The following is a 21,546-nucleotide window of genomic DNA, read 5'->3' as shown; positions in this document are numbered from 1 at the left end:
GTGGACCGGTGCGGCGGAAGGGTGTTCTTTTCAGCAAGAGGTTCCCATGTACGCGGTCATAAAAACCGGCGGCAAGCAGTACAAAGTCGCTGCCGGCGAAAAACTCAAGGTAGAACAGATACCGGCGGACATCGGAGCTGAAATCACGATCGACCAGGTGCTGGCGGTCGGCGCTGGCGACCAGATCTCGGTCGGCACGCCGCTGGTGGCAGGGGCGACGGTTTCGGCGACGGTGCTTTCCCACGGTCGGCACGACAAGGTTCGCATCTTCAAGATGCGCCGGCGCAAGCACTATCGCAAGCAGCAAGGCCATCGCCAGAACTACACCGAGCTGTTCATCAGCGGCATCGCTTCGCCGGCCGGCTCGGTGAAGGCCGACCTGCCGGTCGCCGCCGCGGCTGCCCAGCCCGCCGGCGAATAAGCCGTCCCGAATCAAGTCAGGAGCAACACACCATGGCACAGAAAAAGGGCGGCGGTTCCACCCGGAACGGCCGCGACTCCCAGCCGAAGATGCTCGGCGTCAAGGCCTACGGCGGCCAGACGGTGAGCGCGGGCTCGATCATCGTCCGTCAGCGCGGCACCAAGTTCCACGCTGGCGAGAACGTCGGTCGGGGCAAGGACCACACGCTGTTCGCGCTGATCGACGGGCAGGTGCGTTTCGCCGTCAAGGGCGAAAAGCAGCGCAGCACGGTGAGCATCGAGCCGCTGCAGCAGTAAGCTCGCGGCGCTTGGGACAAAAGCCCCGCAGCGCGGGGCTTTTGTCGTCTTGGGGGCAGGAATGAAGTTCATCGACGAAGCGCACATCGAGGTCATCGCCGGCGACGGCGGCAACGGGATCGTGTCGTTCCGTCGCGAGAAGTTCATCCCGAAAGGCGGGCCCGACGGCGGAGACGGCGGTCGTGGCGGCAGCATCTGGGCGACCGCCGACCGCAACATCAACACGCTGGTCGATTACCGCTACCAGCGCAAGTTCCAGGCGCGCAACGGCGAGCGCGGGCGCGGCTCCGACCAGTACGGCGCGGCGGCCGACGACATCGAGCTCAGGGTGCCGGTCGGCACCCAGATCATCGACGAGGACAGCGGCGAGCTGCTGTTCGACCTGACCCGCCACGGCGAGCGCGTGCTGGTCGCGAAGGGCGGCGAGGGCGGTCTCGGCAACATCCACTTCAAGTCGAGCACCAACCGGGCGCCCAGGCAGTGCACGCCGGGCACGCCGGGCGAGCAGCGCCGGCTCAAGCTCGAGCTGAAGGTGCTGGCCGACGTGGGCCTGCTCGGCATGCCGAACGCGGGCAAGTCCACGCTGATCGCCGCAATCAGCAACGCACGGCCGAAGATCGCCGATTACCCGTTCACCACGCTGCACCCGAATCTCGGCGTCGTCCGCGTCGGGCCCGAGAGCAGCTTCGTGGTGGCCGACATTCCGGGCCTGATCGAGGGTGCCGCCGAGGGTGCCGGCCTCGGGCACCGGTTCCTGCGGCACCTGCAGCGCACGCGGCTGCTGCTGCACCTGGTCGACATGGCGCCCTTCGATCCCGACGCCGACCCGGCTCGCGACGCGCGCGCCATCCTGAAGGAACTGCGCAAGTACGACCCGGAGCTGGCCGCGCGGCCACGCTGGCTGGTGCTCAACAAGATCGACATGATCCCGCCCAAGGAGCGCGAGGCGCGGGTCGCGGATTTCGTGAAGCGCTACCGGGGCCGCGGGCGCAATGCGATCCCGGTCGAGAAGGTGTTCGCGATCTCGGGCCTCACCCGGGAGGGTTGCGCGGGGCTCTGCCAGGCGATCGGCGAATACCTCGACTCGATCCGGCCGGCCGAGCCGGCCGACGACGACGTGCGCTTCGACCGCGAAGCCGGCACGGCGGGCGGCGGCGGCCAGCCCCGCGGCGCGCCGCTCGACCAGGGCAGGCGCCGCGAGAATCGCGACATGCAGCGGGCCGGCGGCGCGCCGGAGCGCGACAACCGCGACATCGAGCGGGCCATCGATCCGTCGGAGGCGCGCGCCGGGGAATCGCCCGACCGGGGCGGCGAGCCGTCGGAGGACGTCGAGCGTGGCTGAGCAATCGTCCGCGCCTCCGGCGTCGGTGGTGGGAACGCCGGCCGTGCCCGCCGCGGCGCCGGCCAGGGGGGCGCCCGAGGCCGTCGTGCGCGACGCGCGCCGGATCGTCGTCAAGGTCGGCTCCACGCTGGTCACCAACGAGGGCCGCGGCCTCGACGAAGACGCGATCTCCCGCTGGGGCGGGCAGATCGCCGAACTGCGCGCGATGGGCAAGGAGGTCGTCATGGTCTCCTCGGGCGCGGTGGCCGAGGGCATGAAGCGCCTCGGCTGGGCGAAACGGCCCAAGGCGATGCACGAGCTGCAGGCCGCGGCCGCGGTCGGGCAGATGGGGCTCGCCCAGGTCTACGAGACCCGCTTCCGCGCGCACGGCCTGGCCACTGCGCAGGTGCTGCTCACGCACGACGACCTCGCCGACCGCAAGCGCTACCTGAACGCGCGCTCCACGCTGCTCGCGCTGCTCGAGCTCGGCGTCGTGCCGATCATCAACGAGAACGACACGGTCGTCACCGACGAGATCAAGTTCGGCGACAACGATACGCTCGGCGCGCTGGTCACCAACCTGATCGAGGCCGACGCGCTGGTCATCCTGACCGACCAGTCCGGCCTGTTCACCGCCGACCCGCGCCGCGATCCGCAGGCCCGCCTGCTCGAGCGGGTGGTGGCCGGCGACCCGGTCCTGGAGACGATGGCCGGCGGCGCCGGCTCCTCGATCGGCAAGGGCGGGATGATCACCAAGGTGCTGGCCGCCAGGCGGGCCGCCAGCGGCGGCGCCCACACGGTCGTCGCGTCGGGTCGCCAGCCCGAGGTGCTGGTGCGCCTGGCCCGTGGCGAGTCGATCGGCACGCAGTTCATCGCGCAGACGCCGCGGCTCGCCGCGCGCAAGAAGTGGCTGGCCGACCATCTGCAGTTGCGCGGCTCGGTGCGGCTCGACGAGGGGGCGGCCCGCGCGTTGGTCGCCGGCGGCCGCAGCCTGCTGCCGATCGGGGTGACCGAGGTCAATGGCGAGTTCGAGCGCGGCGAAGCGGTCGCGATCCGCGATCCCGAGGGCCGCGAGATCGCCCGTGGACTGATCAACTATTCGAGCTCCGACGCCCGCCGGATCATGCGCCGCCCGAGCTCGGAGATCGAGGCGATCCTCGGCTTCATCGAAGAGCCCGAGCTGATTCACAGGGACAATCTGGTTCTGCGCTGAAAGCGCAGAACCAGATTGCGGCGAAGGCTGACTTGCCGCAGGCAAGTCAAGCCCGCGCAGCGGGCGGCCGCAGCCACAACCCCCAAAAGGCGCTGAAAGCGCGGCACCGGGTCGGGGCGAAGGCGATATCCTCGCCGCATGGCCGACCTTCGCAACCTCGAAACCTTCGTCTGGATCGCCCACCTCGGCAGCTTCCGCGCGGCAGCCGACAAGCTGAACGCGACCCAGCCGGCGATCTCGCAGCGCATCGCGATGCTCGAGGAGGAGCTCGGCGTGCGGCTGTTCGACCGCGAGCCACGCGGCGTGGCGCTGACCACCAAGGGCCTGGAGCTGCTTCCGTACGCGGAACGCATGCTGCAGCTGCGCGCCGACATGCTCGAGGCCGCGCGCGAGAAGAAGTCGATGCGCGGGCTCGTGCGGCTCGGGGTGGCCGAGACGCTGGTCCACACCTGGCTGTCGCGGCTGATCGAGCGGGTGCACGGCGAGTACCCGGCCCTGACGCTCGAGATCGAGGTCGACACGTCGCCGCAGTTGCGAGACCGCCTGCTCGCCCACCAGCTGGACATCGCCTTCCTGCTCGGGCCGGTCGGCGAGCCGCGGGTGCGCAACGTCCGGCTGTCCAGCTACCCGATGGCGTGGGTCGCCAATGCGCGGCTGGACCTCGGTTCCGAGCCGGTGGCGCTCGCGACCCTCGCGCGCTGGCCGATCATCACCTATCCGCGCAGCACGCGCCCGCACGTGGCGGTGCGGGAGATGATGGCCGGCGTCGGCGTGCACGACCTGAGGATCTACGGCAACGCTTCACTGAGCACGATCGTCCGGATGACGCTCGACGGGATCGGGGTCAGCGCGATTCCGCCGGTCGTCATCGAACGGGAACTCGCCGAAAAGCGCCTGCGCATCGTCAGGGCCGAGCGGGACCTTCCCGATCTCGACTTCAACGCCAGCTTCCCGGTGAAGCCCGACAGCCACATGGCCGAGCGGGTCGTGGCGATCGCCCAGGAGCTGGCACAGGCCGAGCGCCGCCCCGGGGCGGCCGGGCGAGCATCCGGGCAATCGGGCAGTGCGGCGAAGCCTGCCGCGAAGCGACGCGCATCCCGCGCCTGAGCGGCGGTTGCCCCGCGCCCGGCGGGGCCGCGCCCGGGAGGCGCATGCCGGGCTGCGGGCAGGGGCCGCTGCGCCCGCTTCATCGACGCCGCGCATGGCCGACCGCTTGGCCGATCGATTTTTCTTATGTCGATCGATCCGAACTCCTGATTGGACACCCGGCCCCAGCCGTGATGCCATTGCGGCATCCGACATCACGACGAGCGGGACAGGAGATGAACGCAGTCAACGAGAAGGCCATGCCGCGGGTGTACGCGAGCGGGCTGCAGGCGCGCCAGGCGGTGCGCCGCGGCGAGCATCGCGCGCCGACCGCCGGCATCGCGCCGGGCTTCGTGCAGGGCAACCTGGCGATCCTTCCCAAGTCGCTCGCCGACGACTTCTTCCGCTTCTGCCAGTTCAACCCCAAGCCCTGTCCGCTGCTCGCGGCCTCCGAGCCGGGCGATCCGCGCCTGCCCGCGCTCGGCGAGGACCTCGACATCCGCACCGACATCCCCAGGTACCGCATCTGGCGCAAGGGCGAGCTGGTCGACGAAGTGCCCGACCTGATGGGCGTGTGGCGCGACGACCTGGTCGCCTTCGTGATCGGTTGCTCGTTCTCGTTCGAGGAGGCGCTGGTCGAGGACGGCATCCGGCTGAGGCACATCGAGCAAGGCACCAACGTGCCGATGTGGCGCACCAGCATCGAGACCCGGCCCGCCGGGCCGTTCCATGGTCCGCTGGTGGTGTCGATGCGTCCGCTGCGGCCGGCCGACGCGATCCGCGCGATCCAGATCACCTCGCGCTTCCCGGCGGTTCACGGCGCGCCGGTGCACGTGGGCAAGCCGGAGATGATCGGCATCTCCGACCTGTCCAGGCCCGACTACGGCGACGCGGTCGAGGTGAAGGACGACGAGCTGCCGGTGTTCTGGGCCTGCGGCGTCACGCCGCAGTCGGTGATCGCGGCGGCGAAGCCCGAGTTCAGCATCACGCACGCGCCCGGCTACATGCTGGTCACCGACCTGAAGAACAGCCGCCTGTCGGTGTTCTGATACCCGCGCTTCCGACTTCCATCCCAAGGAGACAGACGATGAAGAGCCTCGCAAGACGCGCCCGACTCTGGGCAGTGGCCGGCGCAGTGGCGGCCGGCCTGGCCGGCACCGCCGTCGCCCAGGACATGCCGAAGACCTCGCTGAAGGTCGTCGGCGCCTGGGGCCAGCTCACCCAGTACAAGAACTTCGAGCAGCCCTTCTGGACCAAGGAGCTCGCCGAGAAGTCCGGCGGCGCGGTGACCGCCGAGATCACGCCCTTCAACGAGATGGGCCTGAAGGGCGCCGAGATCTTCCGCCTGATGCGGCTGGGCGTCATCGACTTCGGCTCCACCGTGCTCGGCTACGTGGCGGCCGACGACGCGCGCAACGAGGCGGTCGATCTCGCCGGCCTGTCGCCGGACGTGGCCACCGCGCGCAAGGTGTCCGACGCGTACAAGCCGATCTACGACAAGTTCTACGGCGAGCGCTTCGGGATCAAGGTGCTCGGCATCTGGCCGTACTCGGCGCAGGTGCTGTTCTGCAACGGCGAGATCAAGAGTCTCTCCGACCTGAAGGGCAAGAAGGTCCGCACCGGCAACCGCACGCTGGCCGAGTTCGTCGAAGCCTTCGGCGGCACCGGCGTCACGCTGTCGTTCAGCGAGGTGGTGCCGGCGCTGCAGAACAAGGTCGTCGACTGCGCGATCACCGGAACGCTGTCGGGCAACTCGGCCAAGTGGTACGAGGTCGCCACCCACATCTACGCGCTGCCGCTGGGCTGGAGCCACGTGATGCACGCGGTCAACCTGAAGCGCTGGAACAGCCTCGATCCGAAGGTGCGCGCCTTCCTCGAGAAGGAGATCGCTGGCCTAGAGGACCGGATCTGGAAGGCGGCCGCCGAGGAGACCGAGCAGGGCTACCTGTGCAACGCCGGCAAGCCCGAGTGCACGATGGGCACCAAGGCGAAGATGACCGTGGTGCCGGTGTCCGAAGCCGACAAGGCGCTGCTCGCGAAGGCGCTCAACGAGGTGGTGCTGCCCAAGTGGGCCGCGCGCTGCCAGGGCGACTGCGTGGCGAACTGGAACGAGACGATCGGCAAGGTCGTCGACCTGACCGCCAAGAAGTAAGCGCGGGCCACTCGCAGCGAGCGCAGGCCAGCCGCCTGCGCCTTCCTGCCGGGGGAGCGGGCCACCGTTTCCCCCGGCGCGCGGCCCGAGGCCGCCCGGATTCCCCGGAGACCTCTCGTGAAGATCCTCGATCGCTGGCTCGAACTGTCGGCCCGGCTCGCACGCGTGGGCGTGTGGTTCGGCGGCCTGCTGGTGCTCGCATCGGCCTTCCTGGTGGCGTTCGACGTGATCGTGCGCAAGCTGTTCGTGATCACCGTCGGCGGCGCCGACGAGCTCTCGGGCTACGCCTTCGCGATCGGCACCACCTGGGCGCTGGCCTTCACGCTGCTGCAGCGCGCGAACGTGCGGGTCGACGCGCTGTACATCCGGCTGCCGGCCGCGCTCTGCGCGGTGCTCGACATCCTTGCCCTGCTCGCGCTCGGCTTCTTCATCGGCCTGCTCACCTGGCAGGCCTGGGCGGTGCTGCAGACCTCGCTCGCCTTCGACGCGCGCGCCACGACGCCGCTGCAGACGCCGCTGTGGATGCCGCAGACGCTGTGGGTCGCCGGCCTCGTCCTGTTCGCCTTCACCTGGGTGCCCCTGCTCTTGCGCGCGCTGCTCGCGCTGCTGTCGGGCGACCTGGCCACCGTCAGGCGGCTGGCCGGCGCGCGCACGATCGAGGAGGACGCGGCCGCCGAGGCCTCCCACACCGCGCACCTGCGCGCCCGCGGCGCAGACTCCGCGGCAGGAGGCTGAACGATGCTCGCCACGACGCTCTTCCTGCTCCTCGCGCTGCTGGCGCTGGCTCTGCCAGTGGCCGGCGCGCTCGGCACGCTCGGCGTGCTGCTCGACCAGATCTACTCGCAGATGCCGCTGACGCTGGCGCTGGGCGAGGTCGCCTGGTCCTCGTCGAAGGACTTCCTGCTGGTCGCGATCCCGATGTTCATCCTGCTCGGCGAGATCCTGCTGCGCGCGGGCGTGGCCGAGCGGATGTACGACGCGATGGTCAAGTGGATGTCCTGGCTGCCGGGCGGCCTGATGCACTCGAACATCGGCGCCTGCACCGTGTTCGCGGCCACTTCCGGATCGTCGGTGGCCACCGCGGCCACCGTCGGAACCGTGGCGCTGCCGCTGGTGAAGAAGTACGGCTACAACGAACGGCTCTTCCTGGGCACGCTGGCGGCCGGCGGCACGCTCGGCATCCTGATCCCGCCGTCGATCAACCTGATCATCTACGCGGTGCTGACCGACACCTCGATCCCGAAGCTCTACCTGGCGGGGATCGTTCCTGGCATCGGCCTGGCGCTGGTCTTCATGGCGATGATCGTGGCCGTGTGCCTGGTGCGGCCCGCCTGGGGCGGGCGCAGGCTTTCGGCGAGCTGGGCCGAGCGCATCGCGAGCCTGCCGCACCTGCTGCCGCCGCTGGGCATCTTCCTGGTCGTCGTCGGCTCGATCTACGCAGGCATCGCAACCCCCACCGAGGCCGCCTCGCTCGGCGTCGTCGCCGCGCTCGGGCTCGCCTGGGCCTACGGCAGGCTCTCGCTGGCGATGCTCAAGGAGGTGCTGGAGAACTCGATGCGCACGACCGCGATGGTCATGCTGATCATCGTCGCCGCCTACTTCCTGAACTTCGTCATCTCGGCGATCGGCCTGACCGCGATGCTGACCGACTTCATCTCGGGCCTGGGCCTTTCGAAGTTCGAGATGCTGCTCGCGGTCGTCGTGTTCTACCTGATCCTCGGCTGCTTCATGGAAACGCTGTCGATGATGATCACGACGATCCCGATCGTCGCGCCGGTCATGGTCGGGCTCGGCTTCGACCCGCTGTGGTTCGGCGTCGTGCTGGTGATCCTGATCGAGACCGCGCTGATCACGCCGCCGGTCGGGCTGAACCTGTTCGTCGTGCAGTCGCTGCGCACGCACGGCACGCTGAACGACGTGATGGCCGGCTCGCTGCCTTTCGTGGTGGCGATGCTCGTGATGATCGCGCTGCTCGGCTTCTTCCCGGGCATCGCGCTGTGGCTGCCGGGCGCGGTGGGCTGAGGACACGCCCTCGGGCCTGCGCGCCGGCCGCCGTCCCTTCTTTCAATCCGGAGTAGAGACCTTGCTGACCTTCGAACGCATCTGGCAGGACCGCCGCGACCGCATCGCGGTCCAGATCGACCAGCTGATCGTGGCGGGCTGGACCGCGCGCGACGACGCCGCGGTCCAGCATCACATCGAGGAGCTGGGCGCCCTGGGGATCCCGGGCCCGTCCACCTATCCGCTGTTCTATCGGCTCGGCGTCACGCAGCTCACGCAGGTCGAGCACCTGCAGGTGCTGGGCCCCGACACCTCGGGCGAGGTCGAGCCGGTGCTGGTGTCGATGGCCGACGGCCTGTGGGTCACGCTGGGCTCGGACCACACCGATCGCAAGGCCGAGGCGATGGGCGTGGCGCTGTCCAAGCAGCTGTGTTCGAAGGTGCTCGGCACGCAGCTGTGGCGCTTCGACGAGGTCGCGCCGCACTGGGACCGGATGGTGCTGCGCGCCTGGGCCACGATCGACGGCAAGCGGGTGCTCTACCAGGAAGGCGCCGCCGCGGCGATCCGCAGCCCGCAGGACCTGATGACGCGCTGCACCGGCCAGGCCGGCCTGCCACCCGGCACGCTGATGTTCTGCGGCACGCTGAACTCGATCGGCGGCGTGCGGCCCGGCAGCCGCTTCGAGATGGAGCTCGAGGACCCGGTGCTCGGCCGCAAGCTGGTCCACGCCTACGACGTCGAGGCGCTGCCGGTCGTCAGTTGAGTCGGCGGGTCAACCGATCCGGTTGCGCCGGCGCCGCTGGAGCGCCGGCAGCACCGCGCTCGCGTAGATCGCCAGGTTCAGCAGCACGACGCCCAGCGCCAGCCAACGCTGGTGCTGGGCCGTGAGGTCGCCGGGGTAGACCAGCGGGATCAGGTAGTGCTCGATGAAGCCGCCCGGGTAGCCGGCATCGCCGGCCATTGCCCGGAGCCGGTTCTCCCAGGGGGTGAGAGGGCAGATCGCGCCGGCGGCTTCGATCCAGGCGCCCCAGGCAGCGGCCGGCAGGTGCAGCCACGCCAGCCGTGGCCGCCAGGCGACCAGCAGGCCGCCCAGCACCACGAACAGGATGAACGCCAGGTGCAGCAGCACCAGCGCGTCGGCGGCCAGGCGGGCGGCCATCGGGGCGCGGGAGCCGGCCGCCCGGGCCCGGAAGCTTCAGCCCATCGGCAGGAAGTCGTAGCCGGCGCCCCGGCGCGCGATGCGCCCGATCGCCGGGAACGGCATGTGATAGCCGGAGACCAGCCAGTCCTGCGCGATCGCCTGCTCGAGCAGGCGGCGGCGGGTCTGGCGGGCCATCTCGGCGTTCATGTCGAACATCACCGCCCAGTCGGGGTTGCGCACGAACAGCTGCGCGACGTTCGCGAAGTCGGCGAGGAAGACCCAGGTCTGGCCGCCGGACATGACCGCGTAGGCGGTGTGGCCCGGGGTGTGGCCGAAGGCGTCCATCGACACGATGCCCGGGGCGACCTCGGCGCCGGGCTTGAAGCGCTCGACCTGGCCGGCGATCGGCCCGAACACCCGGCGCGGCGCCTGGAAGGCGCCCTTCATCGCGTCGGGCGCCTTGGCCATGTTCGCGTCGCTCATCCAGAAGTCCCATTCGGGCGCCGGCACGTGGATCCGCGCCTTCGGGTAGACGAGCTGCCCGGCCTTGTTGCGCAGGCCGTTGATGTGGTCGCCGTGGAAGTGCGAGATCAGGACGTGGTCGAACGACTCCGGCGCGAATCCGGCCGCCTTCAGGTTGTTCACGACCTGGCCGCTGGTCGGGGCGCCGAACTCGCCGTTGCCGGCGTCGATCAGGATCCGCTTGCCCTCGTTCTCGACGACGAAGGCGGTGAAGGGGATCGTGAGCTTGTCGGTCGGCAGCCCGGCATCGCTCAGCGCCTGCTGGACCTGCGCCAGCGACGCGTTGCGCACGAAGCCGTCGGCCAGCGGCCGCACCGCGACGCCGTCGGCGATCGCGGTGATCGTGGCGCTGCCCACGCGGGCGCGATACACGCCCTCGGAAACGCGGGTGCCCGAGGGGCCGGCACCGGGAAGCGCCGCGCAGCCGGCGGCGAAGGGCAGGGCGCTGGCCGCGGTCAGGCCGAGGCCGGCGCGGAGGAACTGGCGACGGGGAAAGCTCATTCGAGGAACTCCGTTGTAGGTCGTGTTCGATGCGGGGGAAGGATCGGCGCGATGCACTTCGCGGCAGTCCGCCCGCGAGCGGAGCGGGCGCCGCGACGCCGCCCGGCAGCGTAGCAAAGCGCCGGGCGGCCAGGCGCTATTCCTTGGCGCCGTGCTGGTGTTTCGCGAGGCGTGTGGCGTAGGCTTGGTCGGGCCCTCACACGATCGGGAGGCCGACATGAGCGACACCAGAACCGAGCGCGACGCATTCGGGCCGATCGAGGTGCCCGCCGGCAGGCTCTGGGGGGCGCAGACGCAGCGCTCCCTTCATCACTTCGCGATCTCGACCGAGAAATGGCCCCGCGAACTGCTGCACGCGCTGGCCGAGGTCAAGCGGGCGGCCGCGCAGGTCAACCGCGAGCTGGGGCTGCTCGAGGCCGCGAAGGCCGGCGCGATCGCCGCCGCCGCCGAAGAGGTGCTCGCCGGCGCGCACGACGGCGAGTTCCCGCTGTCGGTCTGGCAGACCGGCTCTGGCACCCAGACCAACATGAACATGAACGAGGTGCTGGCCAACCGCGGGTCGGAGCTGCTGGGCGGGGAGCGGGGCGAGCGCCGGCGGGTGCACCCGAACGACGAGGTCAACCGCGGGCAGTCGTCGAACGACGTGATGCCGACCGCGATCCACGTCGCCGCGGCGGTGGCGGTGGCCGGCCGGCTGCTGCCCGCGCTGGACGCGCTGCGGGCCACGCTCGACGGCAAGGCGCGCGAATTCGCGGTCCTGGTCAAGATCGGCCGCACCCATCTGCAGGACGCGACGCCGCTCACCCTCGGCCAGGAGATCTCGGGCTGGGTCGGCCAGCTCGACCGGGCCCGCGCCGCGATCGAGGCGGCCCGTCCGGCGATCGCACGGCTGGCGATCGGCGGCACCGCGGTCGGCACCGGCATGAATACGCACCCCCGCTTCGGCGAGCGGGTGTGCGCGCTGCTGGCGGAGCGGCTCGGCCTTGCGTTCGAGCCGGCGCCCAACCGCTTCGCCGCGCTGGCGGGCCACGAGCCGGCGGCGGCGCTGCACGGCGCGTTGCGGGTGCTCGCGCTCGCGCTGACCAAGATCGCCAACGACGTGCGCTGGCTGGCGAGCGGCCCGAGGGCGGGGCTCGGCGAGATCCGGATCCCGGAGAACGAGCCCGGCAGCTCGATCATGCCCGGCAAGGTGAACCCGACGCAGTGCGAGGCGATGACGATGGCCTGCGCGCAGGTGATCGGCAACGACGTGGCGATCGGCATCGGCGCCGCGTCTGGCCAGTTCGAGCTGAACGTCTACCAGCCGCTGATCGCGCACGGCCTGCTGCAGAGCCTGCGCCTGCTCGCCGACGCGATGGACTCGTTCGATCGCCACTGCGCCCGCGGCATCGAGCCCGATCGCGAGCGCATCGCCGCCCTGGTCGAGCGTTCGCTGATGCTGGTGACCGCGCTGGCCCCGCACATCGGCTACGACCGCGCCGCCGAGATCGCGAAGAAGGCGCACCGCGAGGCCAGCTCGCTGCGCGAGGCGGCTCTGGCGCTCGGGTACGTGAGCGCGGCGCAGTTCGACGAGTGGGTCCGGCCGGAGAGGATGATCGGGCCTGCGGTCGATTGAGCCGCTGGGGTCGTTGGCGCGGGGCTCGGCGAGCGGGCCGGCCCTGCCTGGCGGACACGGGCTGCGCCCCTCGCCTTCGGCGAGGGGTTCCCGCGTCTGCCTCGTCGCCGGCGGGTCGGAGCTCAACTCGCGAGCCCTGCGGGCTCGCTCAGACAGAGCTCCTCCCTTTTCGCCGGCTCCTTCGTCAGCACGCGGCTTGCCCGAAATGTCCGCCAGGCAGGGCCGGCCCGCTCGCCGAGCCCATTCACGGTCACGATCACGATCGGGGGCCGGCTGGACCGGCAGGCGGCGGCGGGCTATCGGCGTTGGGTGTCTCACGTCACCACGTCCAGGCCACCGCCGGACCGGGCGAACGAAGAGAATCTATTCGACGCCCATCATCCGGCGAATGACGGCCAGCGCCTCGTCGATCTGCTCGCGCGTCACGTCGAGGTGGGTGACCGCGCGGATCATCCCGGCGACCGGCACCAGCTTCACGCCGTTGGCGGCCGCGGCCTTCGCGAAGTCGGTCGCGGTCCAGCCGGCGGCGCGCGGGTCGAAGAACACGATGTTGGTCTCGGGCAGGCCGTGGACCAGCCGGACGCCGGGGATCGCCTGCAGGCCTTCGGCCAGGCGCCTTGCGTTTTCGTGGTCCTCGGCCAGGCGCTCGACGTGGTGGTCCAGCGCGTGCAGGCAGGCGGCCGCGGCGATGCCGGCCTGGCGCATCGCGCCGCCGACCATCTGGCGCAGGCGGCGAGCCTCGGCGACGAACTCGCGGCTGCCGACGAGCACCGCGCCGATCGGGGCGCCGAGCCCCTTGGTGAAGTCGAGCCAGGCGGTGTCGACCTTCTCGCAGATGCGCGCCGGGCTCAGGCCGTTCGCGACCGCCGCGTTCATCAGCCGGGCGCCGTCGAGGTGGACTTTCAGGCCGCGCGCGCGGGCGGCGTCGCAGACCGCGTCGAGCCTGTCCTGGGGCCACACGGTGCCGCCGCCGAAGTTGTGCGTGTTCTCCAGGCAAAGCAGCCGGGCGCGCGGGCCGTAGGGCGAGGGCAGGGCGCCGATCCGGTCGAGCGCGGCATCGAGCGCGCCAGGACCGAACACGCCGCGCTCGCTCTCGAGCGGCTCGGTCATCACGCCCGAGATCATCCCCGCGCCGCCGCCCTCGGCGCGCAGCACGTGCGAGTCGCGCTCGGCGAGCACGACCTCGCCGGGCGAGGTGTGGGCGCGCACCGCGATCACGTTGCACATCGTGCCGCTCGGCAGGAACAACGCCGCTTCCTTGCCGAGCAGCTGCGCGACCCGCTCGGTCAGCCGCAGGACCGTCGGGTCCTCGTTCTTCTGTTCGTCGCCGACTTCGGCCGCCGCGATCGCGGCGCGCATCGCGGCGGTAGGCCTGGTCTCGGTGTCGCTGGTGAGCAGGATCACGTCACATCACCGCGCCGATCGACCACGGGATGAACTCCTCGCTGCCGATGCCGAGCGCCTCGCTCTTGCTGTGCTCGCCGCTGGCCACGCGAAGCACCATCTCGAAGATCTCGCGGCCCTTCTCCTGCACGCTGGTCGAGCCGTCGACGATCGTGCCGCAGTTGATGTCCATGTCCTCGACCATCCGCTCGTACATCGGCGTGTTGGTCGCGAGCTTGATCGACGGCGAGGGCTTGCAGCCGTAGCAGGAGCCGCGGCCGGTGGTGAACACCACCATGTTCGCGCCGCCGGCGACCTGGCCGGTGATCGACACCGGGTCGTAGCCCGGGGTGTCCATGAAGACGAAGCCCTTGGCGGTGACCGGCTCGGCGTACTCGTAGACGTCGACCAGGTTCGTCGTGCCGCCCTTGGCGACCGCGCCCAGCGACTTCTCGAGGATCGTGGTCAGGCCGCCCGCCTTGTTGCCCGGCGACGGGTTGTTGTCCATGCTGCCGTGGTTGCGCGCGGTGTAGTCCTCCCACCACTTGATGCGGCGTATCAGCTTGTCGGCGACCTCCTGCGAGACCGCGCGCCGGGTCAGCAGGTGCTCGGCGCCGTAGACCTCCGGGGTCTCGGAGAGGATCACCGTGCCGCCGTGCGCGACCAGGATGTCGCAGGCCGCGCCCAGCGCCGGGTTCGCCGTGATGCCCGAGTAGCCGTCGGAGCCGCCGCACTGCAGGCCGATCGTGATGTGGCTGGCCGGCACGCGCTCGCGCCTGATGTCGTTGGCCTTCGGCAGCATTTCCTTCACCGCGGCGATCGCCGCCTCGACGGTCTTGCGGGTGCCGCCGGTCGTCTGCATGACGAAGGCCTTGAGCTGCGCGTTCTCCTTCATCTGCTGGGCCTGGAACAGCGCGTCCATCTGGTTGGCCTCGCAGCCCAGGCCGATGATGACCACGCCGGCGAAGTTCGGGTGGCGGCCGTAGCCGGCGATCGTGCGGCGCAGGATGTCGATGCCGGCACCCGCGCTGTCCATGCCGCAGCCGGAGGAATGCGTGAGCGGCACCACGCCGTCCACGTTCGGGAACTCGGCGAGCACTTCGGGCGTGAAGTGGGCGGCGACGAACTTCGACACCGAGGCCGAGCAGTTCACCGTGGAGATCACGCCGATGTAGTTGCGGGTGGCCACGCGCCCGTCGGGCCGCACGATGCCCATGAAGCTCGCCTGCTCGGCCGGCTTCTCGACCGGCTTCACGTCGACGCCGACCGCGTAGTCGCGCTCGAAGGTCTCGAAGGCCAGGTTGTGCGAGTGCACGTGCTGGCCGGGCGCGATGTCCTGCGTGGCGAAGCCGATGATCTGGCCGTAGCGGCGCACCGGCTGGCCCTTGGCGACCGCGCGCACCGCGAGCTTGTGGCCGGCCGGGATCGCGTCGGTACAGGCGACACCCTCGGCGTCGACGACTGTGCCGGCCGACAGCGGCTTGGCGGCGATGACGACGTCGTCGGCGGGGCTCAGGCGAAGCGTCGGCCGGCGAACGAGGGAAACGACGTTGGACATGGTTGACTCCTGGACACTCAGCTGGCGCGATCCGCGCCGGATTGGTCGTGGGCGGCGCCTTCGGCTCCCGAGGCTCTCTCGGCCATGCGGGTCGCCGGCGTCGCCTCGGTCGGGGGCAGCGGGCCGAGCCGGCGCGCGTGCTCCCGGGCCATGCGAAGGCCGAATTCGGTCGGGCCAAGTGCCGGGGCGCGGTCGTGCTCGACCTCGAAACCCATGCGCCAGGCGGCGATCCGCTTGCCGTAGCAGATCAGCGTGTCGAGCGACTGCATCGCGAACACGATCGCAGGCAGGACCTGCCGGTAGCGCTCGAGCGCCTCGTCGGCGCGGCCCGCCGCCAGCGCCGCGTGGATCGCGTGCTGGTGGTCGGCGTTGTCGGGCGCGACGATCATCCCGGCACAGCCGGCCTCGAGGTTCTCGAGCAGCTCGAGTCCGCCGCGGCCGTTGAGCACCGCGAGCCGGTCGCCGACGGCGGCGATCGTTCGCTCGATGATCACGCTCGAGGCCTCGCCCTTCAGGATGCGGAACTCGGGGCGACGATCGGCCAGGCGGACGATCGCCTCGGGCGAAAGGCCGAACCCGAGGTACTCGGGCGCGTTCTGGATGCCCACCGGCACCGGCTGGCCGCGCATCACGTCGGAAAAGAAGGCCTCGCAGCCGGCCGCGTCGATCTCGCCGCGCGCCGCGGCCGGCGGCGGCTGCAGGATCAGGAAGCCCGCCCCCTGCGCCACCGCGTAGTCGGCCAGCTCGCGCTGCGCGGCCACGGTCTCGCCGGCGATCGTGACCGCCAGCGGCACCCGGCCCGCGATGTCCTCGGCGGCCCAGCGGATCACGCTGCGGCGCTCGTCGACCGACAGCTTGCCGACTTCGGTGGCCACGCCGAGCACGGCGATGCCGGGGGCGCCCCAGGCGATCGCCGACTCGACCTGCCGGCGCATTGCGTCGCGGTCGAGGCGTCCGCTCGCGTCGAAGTAGGCGAACAGGATCGGCCAGATGCCGCGCATCGCGTCAGATCCGCAGGTCGTGGCGGGCGACCGCGCTGCGCTCGATCGCGGGCCAGTCCCAGTCGATGCCGATGCCGGGCGAGTCGGGCGGGATCGCGAAGCCGTCCTGGATCGCGATTCGGGAAGTGGTCACATCGTCGAGCTGGGGGATGTACTCGACCCAGGCCGCGTTCGGCACCGCCGCGCACAGCGACACGTGCAGCTCCATCAGGAAGTGCGGGCAGATCGGCACGTTGAAGCTCTCGGCCAGGTGCGCCGTCTTCAGCCACGGCGTGATGCCGCCGATGCGGGCGACGTCGGCCTGCACGATCGAGCAGGCCTCGCGCTGCAGGTACTCGCGGAAGTGCTGCAGCGAGTAGATCGACTCGCCGACCGCGACCGGCAGCGTGGTCGACGCGGCCAGCCGAGCGTGGCCGCCGAGGTCCTCGGCGGGCAGCGGCTCCTCGAACCAGGCCAGGTCGAGCGGCTCGAAGTGGTGCGCGCGGCGGATCGCCTCGCCCACGGTGAAGGCCTGGTTGGCGTCGACCATCAGCTCGAAGTCGGCGCCGACCGCGTCGCGGACCGCGCGCAGCCGCGCGACGTCTTCGCTGACGTGGGGCTTGCCGACCTTGATCTTGACGCCCCGGAAGCCGGCCTGCTTGGCCGCGACCGATTCGGCCACCAGCGTGTCGACCGGCAGCTGCAGCCAGCCGCCCTCGGTGCTGTAGACCGGCACCCGCGGCTGCGCGCCGCCGGCCAGCTTCCACAGCGGCAGGCCGAGCCGGCGGCAGCGCAGGTCCCACAGCGCGGTGTCGACAGCTGCGAGCGCCAGCGCGGTGATCGCGCCGACCGCGGTGGCGTGGGTGTGGAAGAACAGGTCCTTCCAGATCGCCTCGATGTCGTCGGGATCGCGGCCCAGCAGCCGCGGCGCAAGGTGGTCGGCCAGCAGCGACACGACCGACGAGCCGCCGGTGCCGATCGTGTACGTGTAGCCGGTGCCTTGCGCGCCGTCGTCGCAGGTGACGCGCAGCATCGGCGTCTCCTGCGTGACGAAGGACTGGATCGCGTCCGAGCGGGGCACCTTCGGCGGAAGGTTGACCTGCCAGATCTCGACGCGGCTGATCCTGCTCATGCGATCGCTCCCGTTCAGCGGGTCAGTCCGGATAGAGGAGGCCGGGCAGCCACAGCACCAGGTCGGGCACGTAGGTGATCAGCAGCAGCGTTGTGAGCAGCGGGATCATCCACGGCATGATCGCGGCCACGGTCTTCTCGAATGACAGCTCCGAGATCTTCGACAGCACGAAGATCACGATGCCCACCGGCGGCGTGATCAGGCCGATCATCAGGTTCAGCACCATCACCAGCCCGAAGTGGATCGGGTCGATGCCGAGCTGGGCCAGGATCGGCATGAACACCGGCACCAGGATCGTGATCGCGGCGATCGTCTCCATGAAGCAGCCGACGAACAGCAGGAACAGGTTCGCCAGCAGCAGGAAGACCCACGGTTCGGAACTGATCGACAGAACCCATTGCGCGACCGCCTCGGTGACCTGCGTGGTGGTGAGCACCCACGCGAAGATCGACGCCGCGGCCACGATGAACAGCACGGTGGCCGTCGTCTCGATCGTGTCCATCGAGATCTTCAGCAGCATCCGCCAGTTCAGCGTGCGGTACCAGACGAAGCCCAGGAACAGTGCCCAGAACACCGCGGCCACCGCGGCCTCGGTTGGCGTGAACAGGCCCGAGGCCATGCCGCCGATCAGGATGACCGGGGTCATCAGCGCCATCAGCGCGTCGAACTTGAACAGCTTGTCGACGACCAGCAGCGCGGCCAGCGGCAGGCCGAACTTCATGAAGCCGCCGAGCTCCTCGTTGCCCCACAGCTTCAGCAGCACGACCGCGGTGATCGCCACGACGAGCAGCTCGCTGACGCCGCTGGCCATGCCGCGCCAGCTGAACGGGTAGTCGGCGCCGTACTTCCGGACGTGCGCGTAGTACGCGACCATCAGCATCATGGTCAGCGCGAGCAGCGCGCCCGGGATGAAGCCGCCGGCGAACAGCTTGCCGATCGAGGCATTGGCCTGCACGCCGTAGATCACCATCGGCAGCGACGGCGGGATGATCGGGCCCAGCGTGGCCGAGGCCGCGGTCACGCCGACCGCGAACTCGACCGGATAGCCGTGGTCCTTCATCGCCTTGATCTCGATCGTGCCCAGGCCGCCGGCGTCGGCCACCGCGGTGCCCGACATGCCCGAGAACACGACCGAGCCGACCACGTTCACGTGCCCCAGGCCGCCCTTGAGCCAGCCGACCAGCTTCAGCGCGAAGCCGAAGATCCGGTTCGTGATGCCGGCCGAGTTCATCAGGTTGCCGGCGAAGATGAAGAAGGGCACCGCCAGCAGCGGGAAGCTGTCGACGCCGCCGACCATCCGGTGCACCACCGTGATCGGCGGGATCGAGCCGGACAGCCAGATGTAGACGAGCGAGGCCAGCGCCATCGCGATCGCGATCGGCACGCCGGTGGTCATCGCCGCCAGGAAGGTTCCGAAGAAGAGTCCGTTCATCGTTGTTGTATCCCTGCTGGGCTCAGTCTGCTTCGCCCGGACGCTCGAGCGAGCTCCAGCCGCGTTTCCAGTGGCGAACGGTGACCTGCGCCGCGCGGAAGGTCATCATCGCGAAGCCGGCGGCGACGAAGCCGTAGACGTAGCTCATCGGCAGGTCGACCACCGTCATGCCCAGGTTGTGCATGCGCGGGACCAGGTCGATCGACAGCCAGGTCGCGTAGGCGAGAAAGGCCAGGCGGACCAGGTCGACCATCGTCGACATCGCTCGGCCGACCGGCGCCGGCAGGTACCGGTAAAGGAATTCCACGTGGATGTGCGTGTTCCTGCGAACGGCCATCGAGCCGCCCAGGAAGGTGACCACGATCAGCAGGTAGCGCGCGATCTCCTCGGTCCAGGCGGCCGAGTCGTCGAGCACGTAGCGGGTGAAGAACTGGTAGAAGACGGTGAACGCAAGCAGCCAGAAGACGATCAGCGTCAGCCAGTCTTCCCATTTGTAGACTGACAGGTCGATCGGCGTGTCTTCGGCATGCAGGCCCGCATCGTCGAACTGCTGGGCCTCGGGCCTTGCTGCTGTCTGGCTCATCGGGAAAGTCCGCGGTCTCTCGGGAAAAGAAAGGGCCGCGCCCGGCGATGCGCCGGCGCGGCCCGCATGGGCGATTACTTCAGGGCCTGGATCGCGTCCCAGTCCTTCTTGCTGTAGCCCATCGATTCCATCGGGACCTTCTCGAGCACCGCCTTCTGGAAGCCCGCGCGGTCGACCTCGGTGACCGTCAGGCCGCGCTTGCGGAACTCGTCGGCCAGCTTGGCTTCACGCTGCTTGACGATCTCGCTGCCGCGGCGGGCGGCTTCCTGCGTGACCTCGGTGAAGATCTTCTTCTCCTCGTCGCTCAGCTTGTTCCAGACGTGCGGGGCGATCTGCGTGGCCACGGCGTCGATGATGTGGCCGGTCAGCATGATGTGCTTCTGCACCTCGTAGAACTTCTTGGCCTCGATCGTGGGCAGCGGGTTCTCCTGCGCCTCGACCGTGCCGTTCTGCAGGGCCAGGTAGACCTCGGCGAAGGCGATCGGGGTCGGATTGGCGCCGCAGGCCCTCGGCATCGCCATGTAGGCAGGCACGTCGGGCACGCGGATCTTCAGGCCCTTCATGCCGGCGCAGTCCTTGAACGCGCGGTTCGACGTGGTGTGGCGCGCGCCGTAGTAGGTGAGCGAGGTGATCTGCACGCCGGTCTTGGCCTTGTAGCCGTCGGCCAGCTCGCGGAAGGCGGGGCTCTGCGACCACTTGAGCTGGTGGTCGGCGTCCTGGAAGGTGAACGGGTAGTAGCCCACGCCGATGCGCGGGAAGCTGCGCGCCGCGAAGGACAGGCCCGAGATGATCATGTCGACCGTGCCGAGCTGCAGGCCCTGGTTGATGTCGGTCTCCTTGCCCAGCGAAGAGGCCGGGAAGACCTGGATCTCGAACTTGCCGTTGGTGCGCTTCTTGATCTCCTCGGCGGCCCACACCGACTCGGTGTGGTACGGCTCGGAAGTCTCGTAGACGTGGGCCCACTTGAGCTTGGTCTGGGCGGCGGCGGGGCCGGCAATGCCGAAGGCGGCAGCGACGGCGACGACGGATGCGATGAGTTTCATGACTCCTCCTGTTGGAACGGGTTGATGCGTACGAAGCGGCGGGGTCGCCGCCAAACCGGGACGGGCCGCCGGGGCGGCCCGCCTCATGCAGCGACCAGCTGCACTTTCATGCTGCGAGTCTTGTCGCGCGCGATCTGGATGGCCTCGGCCGCCTTCTGCAGCGGCCACGCGCCGCTGATCACCGGCCGCACGTCCACGCGGCGGCTGGTGATCGCGCCCACGGCGAGCTCGAAGACGTTGCCGAAGCGGAACGAGCCGCGCAGGTCGATCTCGCGCGACATGACCAGGTTGGCGTGAAGATGGATGCCGTCCGCGGGCAGCGTGCCCACCTGCACGACGATGCCCCCGCGCCGCACCGACTCGAGGCAGGCGCCGAGCGCCTGCGGCGCGCCCGAGACCTCGAAGGCCACGTCGAACTCGCCGCCGGCGGCCGCGGCCACCGTGGTGCCGGCGGGCAGCCGGTCGACCCGGATCGTCTGGTCGGCGCCGACCTGGCGCGCGACCGACAGCGGATGGTCGACGACGTCGGTGATCGCGATGCGCGAGGCTCCGGCCAGCCGGCAGGCGATCACCTGCATGCAGCCGATCGTGCCGCTGCCCGTGATCAGCACCGACTTGCCGAGCAGGTTGCCGGCGCGGTTGGCCGAGTGCAGCGCCACCGACAGCGGCTCGGACATCGCGATCTCGCCGAGCGAGACCTCGTCGTTCGAAACCTTCACGCACTGCGACTCGGGCATCGTGAAGTACTCGCGGAACATGCCCTGCATGTGCGGGAACACGCTGGCGCTGCCCAGGAAACGCACGTTGTGGCAGAGGTTCTCGCGGCCTTCGCGGCAGGCCGGGCACTTGCCGCAGGGGCTCGAAGGATTGATCGCAATACGGTCGCCTTCCTTCACGCGGGTGACGCCGGCGCCGACCGCGGCCACGATGCCCGAGGCCTCGTGGCCGGGCGTGAGCGGCTCGCGGATCACGAAATTGCCGACCCGGCCGTGAAGGTAGTAGTGCAGGTCCGAGCCGCAGATGCCGGCGGCGCCGAGCTTCACCAGCACCTCGCCGGCGGCCGGGACCGGCATCGGCGAGTCGATGATGCGCAGGTCGTTCGCGCCGTGGACTTTGCACTCGAGCATCGCGGTCTTCTCCCCCTGGAATCCTGCCGATCGTAGCAC

Annotated in this window: 19 protein-coding genes and 2 pseudogenes; 11 read left to right on the top strand and 10 right to left on the bottom strand. The window is 70.1% G+C overall.

Annotated elements, in window-relative coordinates; genetic code table 11:
* Positions 1-46: 46 nt before the first annotated feature.
* The 10 genes and pseudogenes from rplU to M6I34_RS09480 form a co-directional block, all read left to right on the top strand.
* Positions 47-355: pseudogene (gene rplU, locus M6I34_RS09525) on the top strand (50S ribosomal protein L21); the annotation flags it as partial.
* A gap of 98 nt (positions 356-453) precedes the next feature.
* A complete protein-coding gene (rpmA, locus tag M6I34_RS09520) occupies positions 454-717 on the top strand; it encodes a 50S ribosomal protein L27 (RefSeq protein WP_272485452.1) in 264 nt (87 codons plus the stop codon).
* A gap of 61 nt (positions 718-778) precedes the next feature.
* Positions 779-1,825: pseudogene (obgE, locus tag M6I34_RS09515) on the top strand (GTPase ObgE); the annotation flags it as partial.
* Positions 1,826-2,144: 319 nt separating this feature from the next.
* On the top strand, positions 2,145-3,251 hold the full coding sequence (gene proB / locus M6I34_RS09510; RefSeq protein ID WP_418953548.1) for a glutamate 5-kinase: 1,107 nt from the start codon (positions 2,145-2,147) through the stop codon (positions 3,249-3,251).
* Between the two features lie 138 nt (positions 3,252-3,389).
* Positions 3,390-4,358 carry a LysR family transcriptional regulator gene (locus tag M6I34_RS09505; RefSeq protein WP_272485451.1) on the top strand — a complete coding sequence of 323 codons (969 nt, stop codon included), beginning with the start codon at positions 3,390-3,392 and terminating at the stop codon, positions 4,356-4,358.
* A 215-nt stretch (positions 4,359-4,573) separates the two neighbouring features.
* Positions 4,574-5,386, top strand: coding sequence for a putative hydro-lyase (locus tag M6I34_RS09500; RefSeq protein WP_272485450.1), 813 nt, complete (start codon positions 4,574-4,576; stop codon positions 5,384-5,386).
* Positions 5,387-5,424: 38 nt separating this feature from the next.
* On the top strand, positions 5,425-6,489 hold the full coding sequence (locus tag M6I34_RS09495; protein ID WP_272485449.1) for a TRAP transporter substrate-binding protein: 1,065 nt from the start codon (positions 5,425-5,427) through the stop codon (positions 6,487-6,489).
* 117 nt (positions 6,490-6,606) lie between these two features.
* Positions 6,607-7,224: a TRAP transporter small permease subunit gene (locus M6I34_RS09490; RefSeq protein ID WP_272485448.1), complete on the top strand. Its 618-nt coding sequence runs from the start codon at positions 6,607-6,609 to the stop codon at positions 7,222-7,224.
* Positions 7,225-7,227: 3 nt separating this feature from the next.
* Positions 7,228-8,511, top strand: coding sequence for a TRAP transporter large permease (locus tag M6I34_RS09485; protein WP_272485447.1), 1,284 nt, complete (start codon positions 7,228-7,230; stop codon positions 8,509-8,511).
* A gap of 61 nt (positions 8,512-8,572) precedes the next feature.
* Entirely contained in the window at positions 8,573-9,253 is a 681-nt protein-coding gene (locus tag M6I34_RS09480; RefSeq protein ID WP_272485446.1) for a DUF2848 domain-containing protein, read from the top strand.
* 9 nt (positions 9,254-9,262) lie between these two features.
* Here M6I34_RS09480 and M6I34_RS09475 read toward each other — a convergent pair whose 3' ends face one another.
* On the bottom strand, positions 9,263-9,649 hold the full coding sequence (locus M6I34_RS09475) for a DUF2784 domain-containing protein (protein WP_272485445.1): 387 nt from the start codon (positions 9,647-9,649) through the stop codon (positions 9,263-9,265).
* A gap of 36 nt (positions 9,650-9,685) precedes the next feature.
* Positions 9,686-10,654 carry an MBL fold metallo-hydrolase gene (locus M6I34_RS09470; protein ID WP_272485444.1) on the bottom strand — a complete coding sequence of 323 codons (969 nt, stop codon included), beginning with the start codon at positions 10,652-10,654 and terminating at the stop codon, positions 9,686-9,688.
* A gap of 217 nt (positions 10,655-10,871) precedes the next feature.
* Here M6I34_RS09470 and fumC point away from each other — a divergent pair, with 217 nt between their 5' ends.
* A complete protein-coding gene (gene fumC / locus M6I34_RS09465) occupies positions 10,872-12,269 on the top strand; it encodes a class II fumarate hydratase (RefSeq protein ID WP_272485443.1) in 1,398 nt (465 codons plus the stop codon).
* Positions 12,270-12,632: 363 nt separating this feature from the next.
* Here the strand turns inward: fumC and M6I34_RS09460 are convergent, their stop codons facing one another.
* From M6I34_RS09460 to M6I34_RS09425, 8 genes are all read right to left on the bottom strand, one after another.
* Positions 12,633-13,673 (bottom strand): threonine aldolase family protein, encoded by a 1,041-nt coding sequence (locus tag M6I34_RS09460; RefSeq protein WP_272485442.1) that lies wholly within the window; start codon positions 13,671-13,673, stop codon positions 12,633-12,635.
* Between the two features lies 1 nt (position 13,674).
* On the bottom strand, positions 13,675-15,210 hold the full coding sequence (locus tag M6I34_RS09455) for a UxaA family hydrolase (RefSeq protein ID WP_272485441.1): 1,536 nt from the start codon (positions 15,208-15,210) through the stop codon (positions 13,675-13,677).
* Positions 15,211-15,227: 17 nt separating this feature from the next.
* Positions 15,228-16,211, bottom strand: a complete 984-nt coding sequence (locus tag M6I34_RS09450; RefSeq protein ID WP_272485440.1) for a dihydrodipicolinate synthase family protein — start codon at positions 16,209-16,211, stop codon at positions 15,228-15,230.
* Between the two features lie 4 nt (positions 16,212-16,215).
* Entirely contained in the window at positions 16,216-17,322 is a 1,107-nt protein-coding gene (locus M6I34_RS09445; RefSeq protein WP_272485439.1) for a mandelate racemase/muconate lactonizing enzyme family protein, read from the bottom strand.
* 22 nt (positions 17,323-17,344) lie between these two features.
* Complete coding sequence (locus tag M6I34_RS09440) at positions 17,345-18,754, bottom strand: TRAP transporter large permease (RefSeq protein ID WP_272485438.1); 1,410 nt, start codon at positions 18,752-18,754, stop codon at positions 17,345-17,347.
* Positions 18,755-18,776: 22 nt separating this feature from the next.
* Positions 18,777-19,337, bottom strand: coding sequence for a TRAP transporter small permease (locus tag M6I34_RS09435; protein ID WP_272485437.1), 561 nt, complete (start codon positions 19,335-19,337; stop codon positions 18,777-18,779).
* A 74-nt stretch (positions 19,338-19,411) separates the two neighbouring features.
* Entirely contained in the window at positions 19,412-20,380 is a 969-nt protein-coding gene (locus M6I34_RS09430; RefSeq protein WP_272485436.1) for a sialic acid TRAP transporter substrate-binding protein SiaP, read from the bottom strand.
* A gap of 83 nt (positions 20,381-20,463) precedes the next feature.
* Complete coding sequence (locus tag M6I34_RS09425) at positions 20,464-21,507, bottom strand: L-idonate 5-dehydrogenase (RefSeq protein ID WP_272485435.1); 1,044 nt, start codon at positions 21,505-21,507, stop codon at positions 20,464-20,466.
* Positions 21,508-21,546: the final 39 nt, after the last annotated feature.

The organism is Zeimonas sediminis (genome assembly GCF_023721795.1).
In the GTDB taxonomy this organism is placed as follows: Bacteria; Pseudomonadota; Gammaproteobacteria; order Burkholderiales; family Burkholderiaceae_E; genus Zeimonas; species Zeimonas sediminis.
Note: the sequence above shows the minus strand (reverse complement) of the source record. Positions and strands in the feature narration are given on the sequence as shown.

Coding starts and splice junctions, on each gene's coding strand:
- M6I34_RS09445 (WP_272485439.1), bottom strand. CDS start 17,322: ATGAGCAGGATCAGCCGCGTCGAGATCTGGCAGGTCAACCTTCCGCCG.
- M6I34_RS09505 (WP_272485451.1), top strand. CDS start 3,390: ATGGCCGACCTTCGCAACCTCGAAACCTTCGTCTGGATCGCCCACCTC.
- rpmA (WP_272485452.1), top strand. CDS start 454: ATGGCACAGAAAAAGGGCGGCGGTTCCACCCGGAACGGCCGCGACTCC.
- M6I34_RS09500 (WP_272485450.1), top strand. CDS start 4,574: ATGAACGCAGTCAACGAGAAGGCCATGCCGCGGGTGTACGCGAGCGGG.
- fumC (WP_272485443.1), top strand. CDS start 10,872: ATGAGCGACACCAGAACCGAGCGCGACGCATTCGGGCCGATCGAGGTG.
- M6I34_RS09475 (WP_272485445.1), bottom strand. CDS start 9,649: ATGGCCGCCCGCCTGGCCGCCGACGCGCTGGTGCTGCTGCACCTGGCG.
- M6I34_RS09440 (WP_272485438.1), bottom strand. CDS start 18,754: ATGAACGGACTCTTCTTCGGAACCTTCCTGGCGGCGATGACCACCGGC.
- M6I34_RS09485 (WP_272485447.1), top strand. CDS start 7,228: ATGCTCGCCACGACGCTCTTCCTGCTCCTCGCGCTGCTGGCGCTGGCT.
- M6I34_RS09455 (WP_272485441.1), bottom strand. CDS start 15,210: ATGTCCAACGTCGTTTCCCTCGTTCGCCGGCCGACGCTTCGCCTGAGC.
- M6I34_RS09495 (WP_272485449.1), top strand. CDS start 5,425: ATGAAGAGCCTCGCAAGACGCGCCCGACTCTGGGCAGTGGCCGGCGCA.
- M6I34_RS09430 (WP_272485436.1), bottom strand. CDS start 20,380: ATGAAACTCATCGCATCCGTCGTCGCCGTCGCTGCCGCCTTCGGCATT.
- M6I34_RS09425 (WP_272485435.1), bottom strand. CDS start 21,507: ATGCTCGAGTGCAAAGTCCACGGCGCGAACGACCTGCGCATCATCGAC.
- M6I34_RS09470 (WP_272485444.1), bottom strand. CDS start 10,654: ATGAGCTTTCCCCGTCGCCAGTTCCTCCGCGCCGGCCTCGGCCTGACC.
- M6I34_RS09450 (WP_272485440.1), bottom strand. CDS start 16,211: ATGCGCGGCATCTGGCCGATCCTGTTCGCCTACTTCGACGCGAGCGGA.
- M6I34_RS09435 (WP_272485437.1), bottom strand. CDS start 19,337: ATGAGCCAGACAGCAGCAAGGCCCGAGGCCCAGCAGTTCGACGATGCG.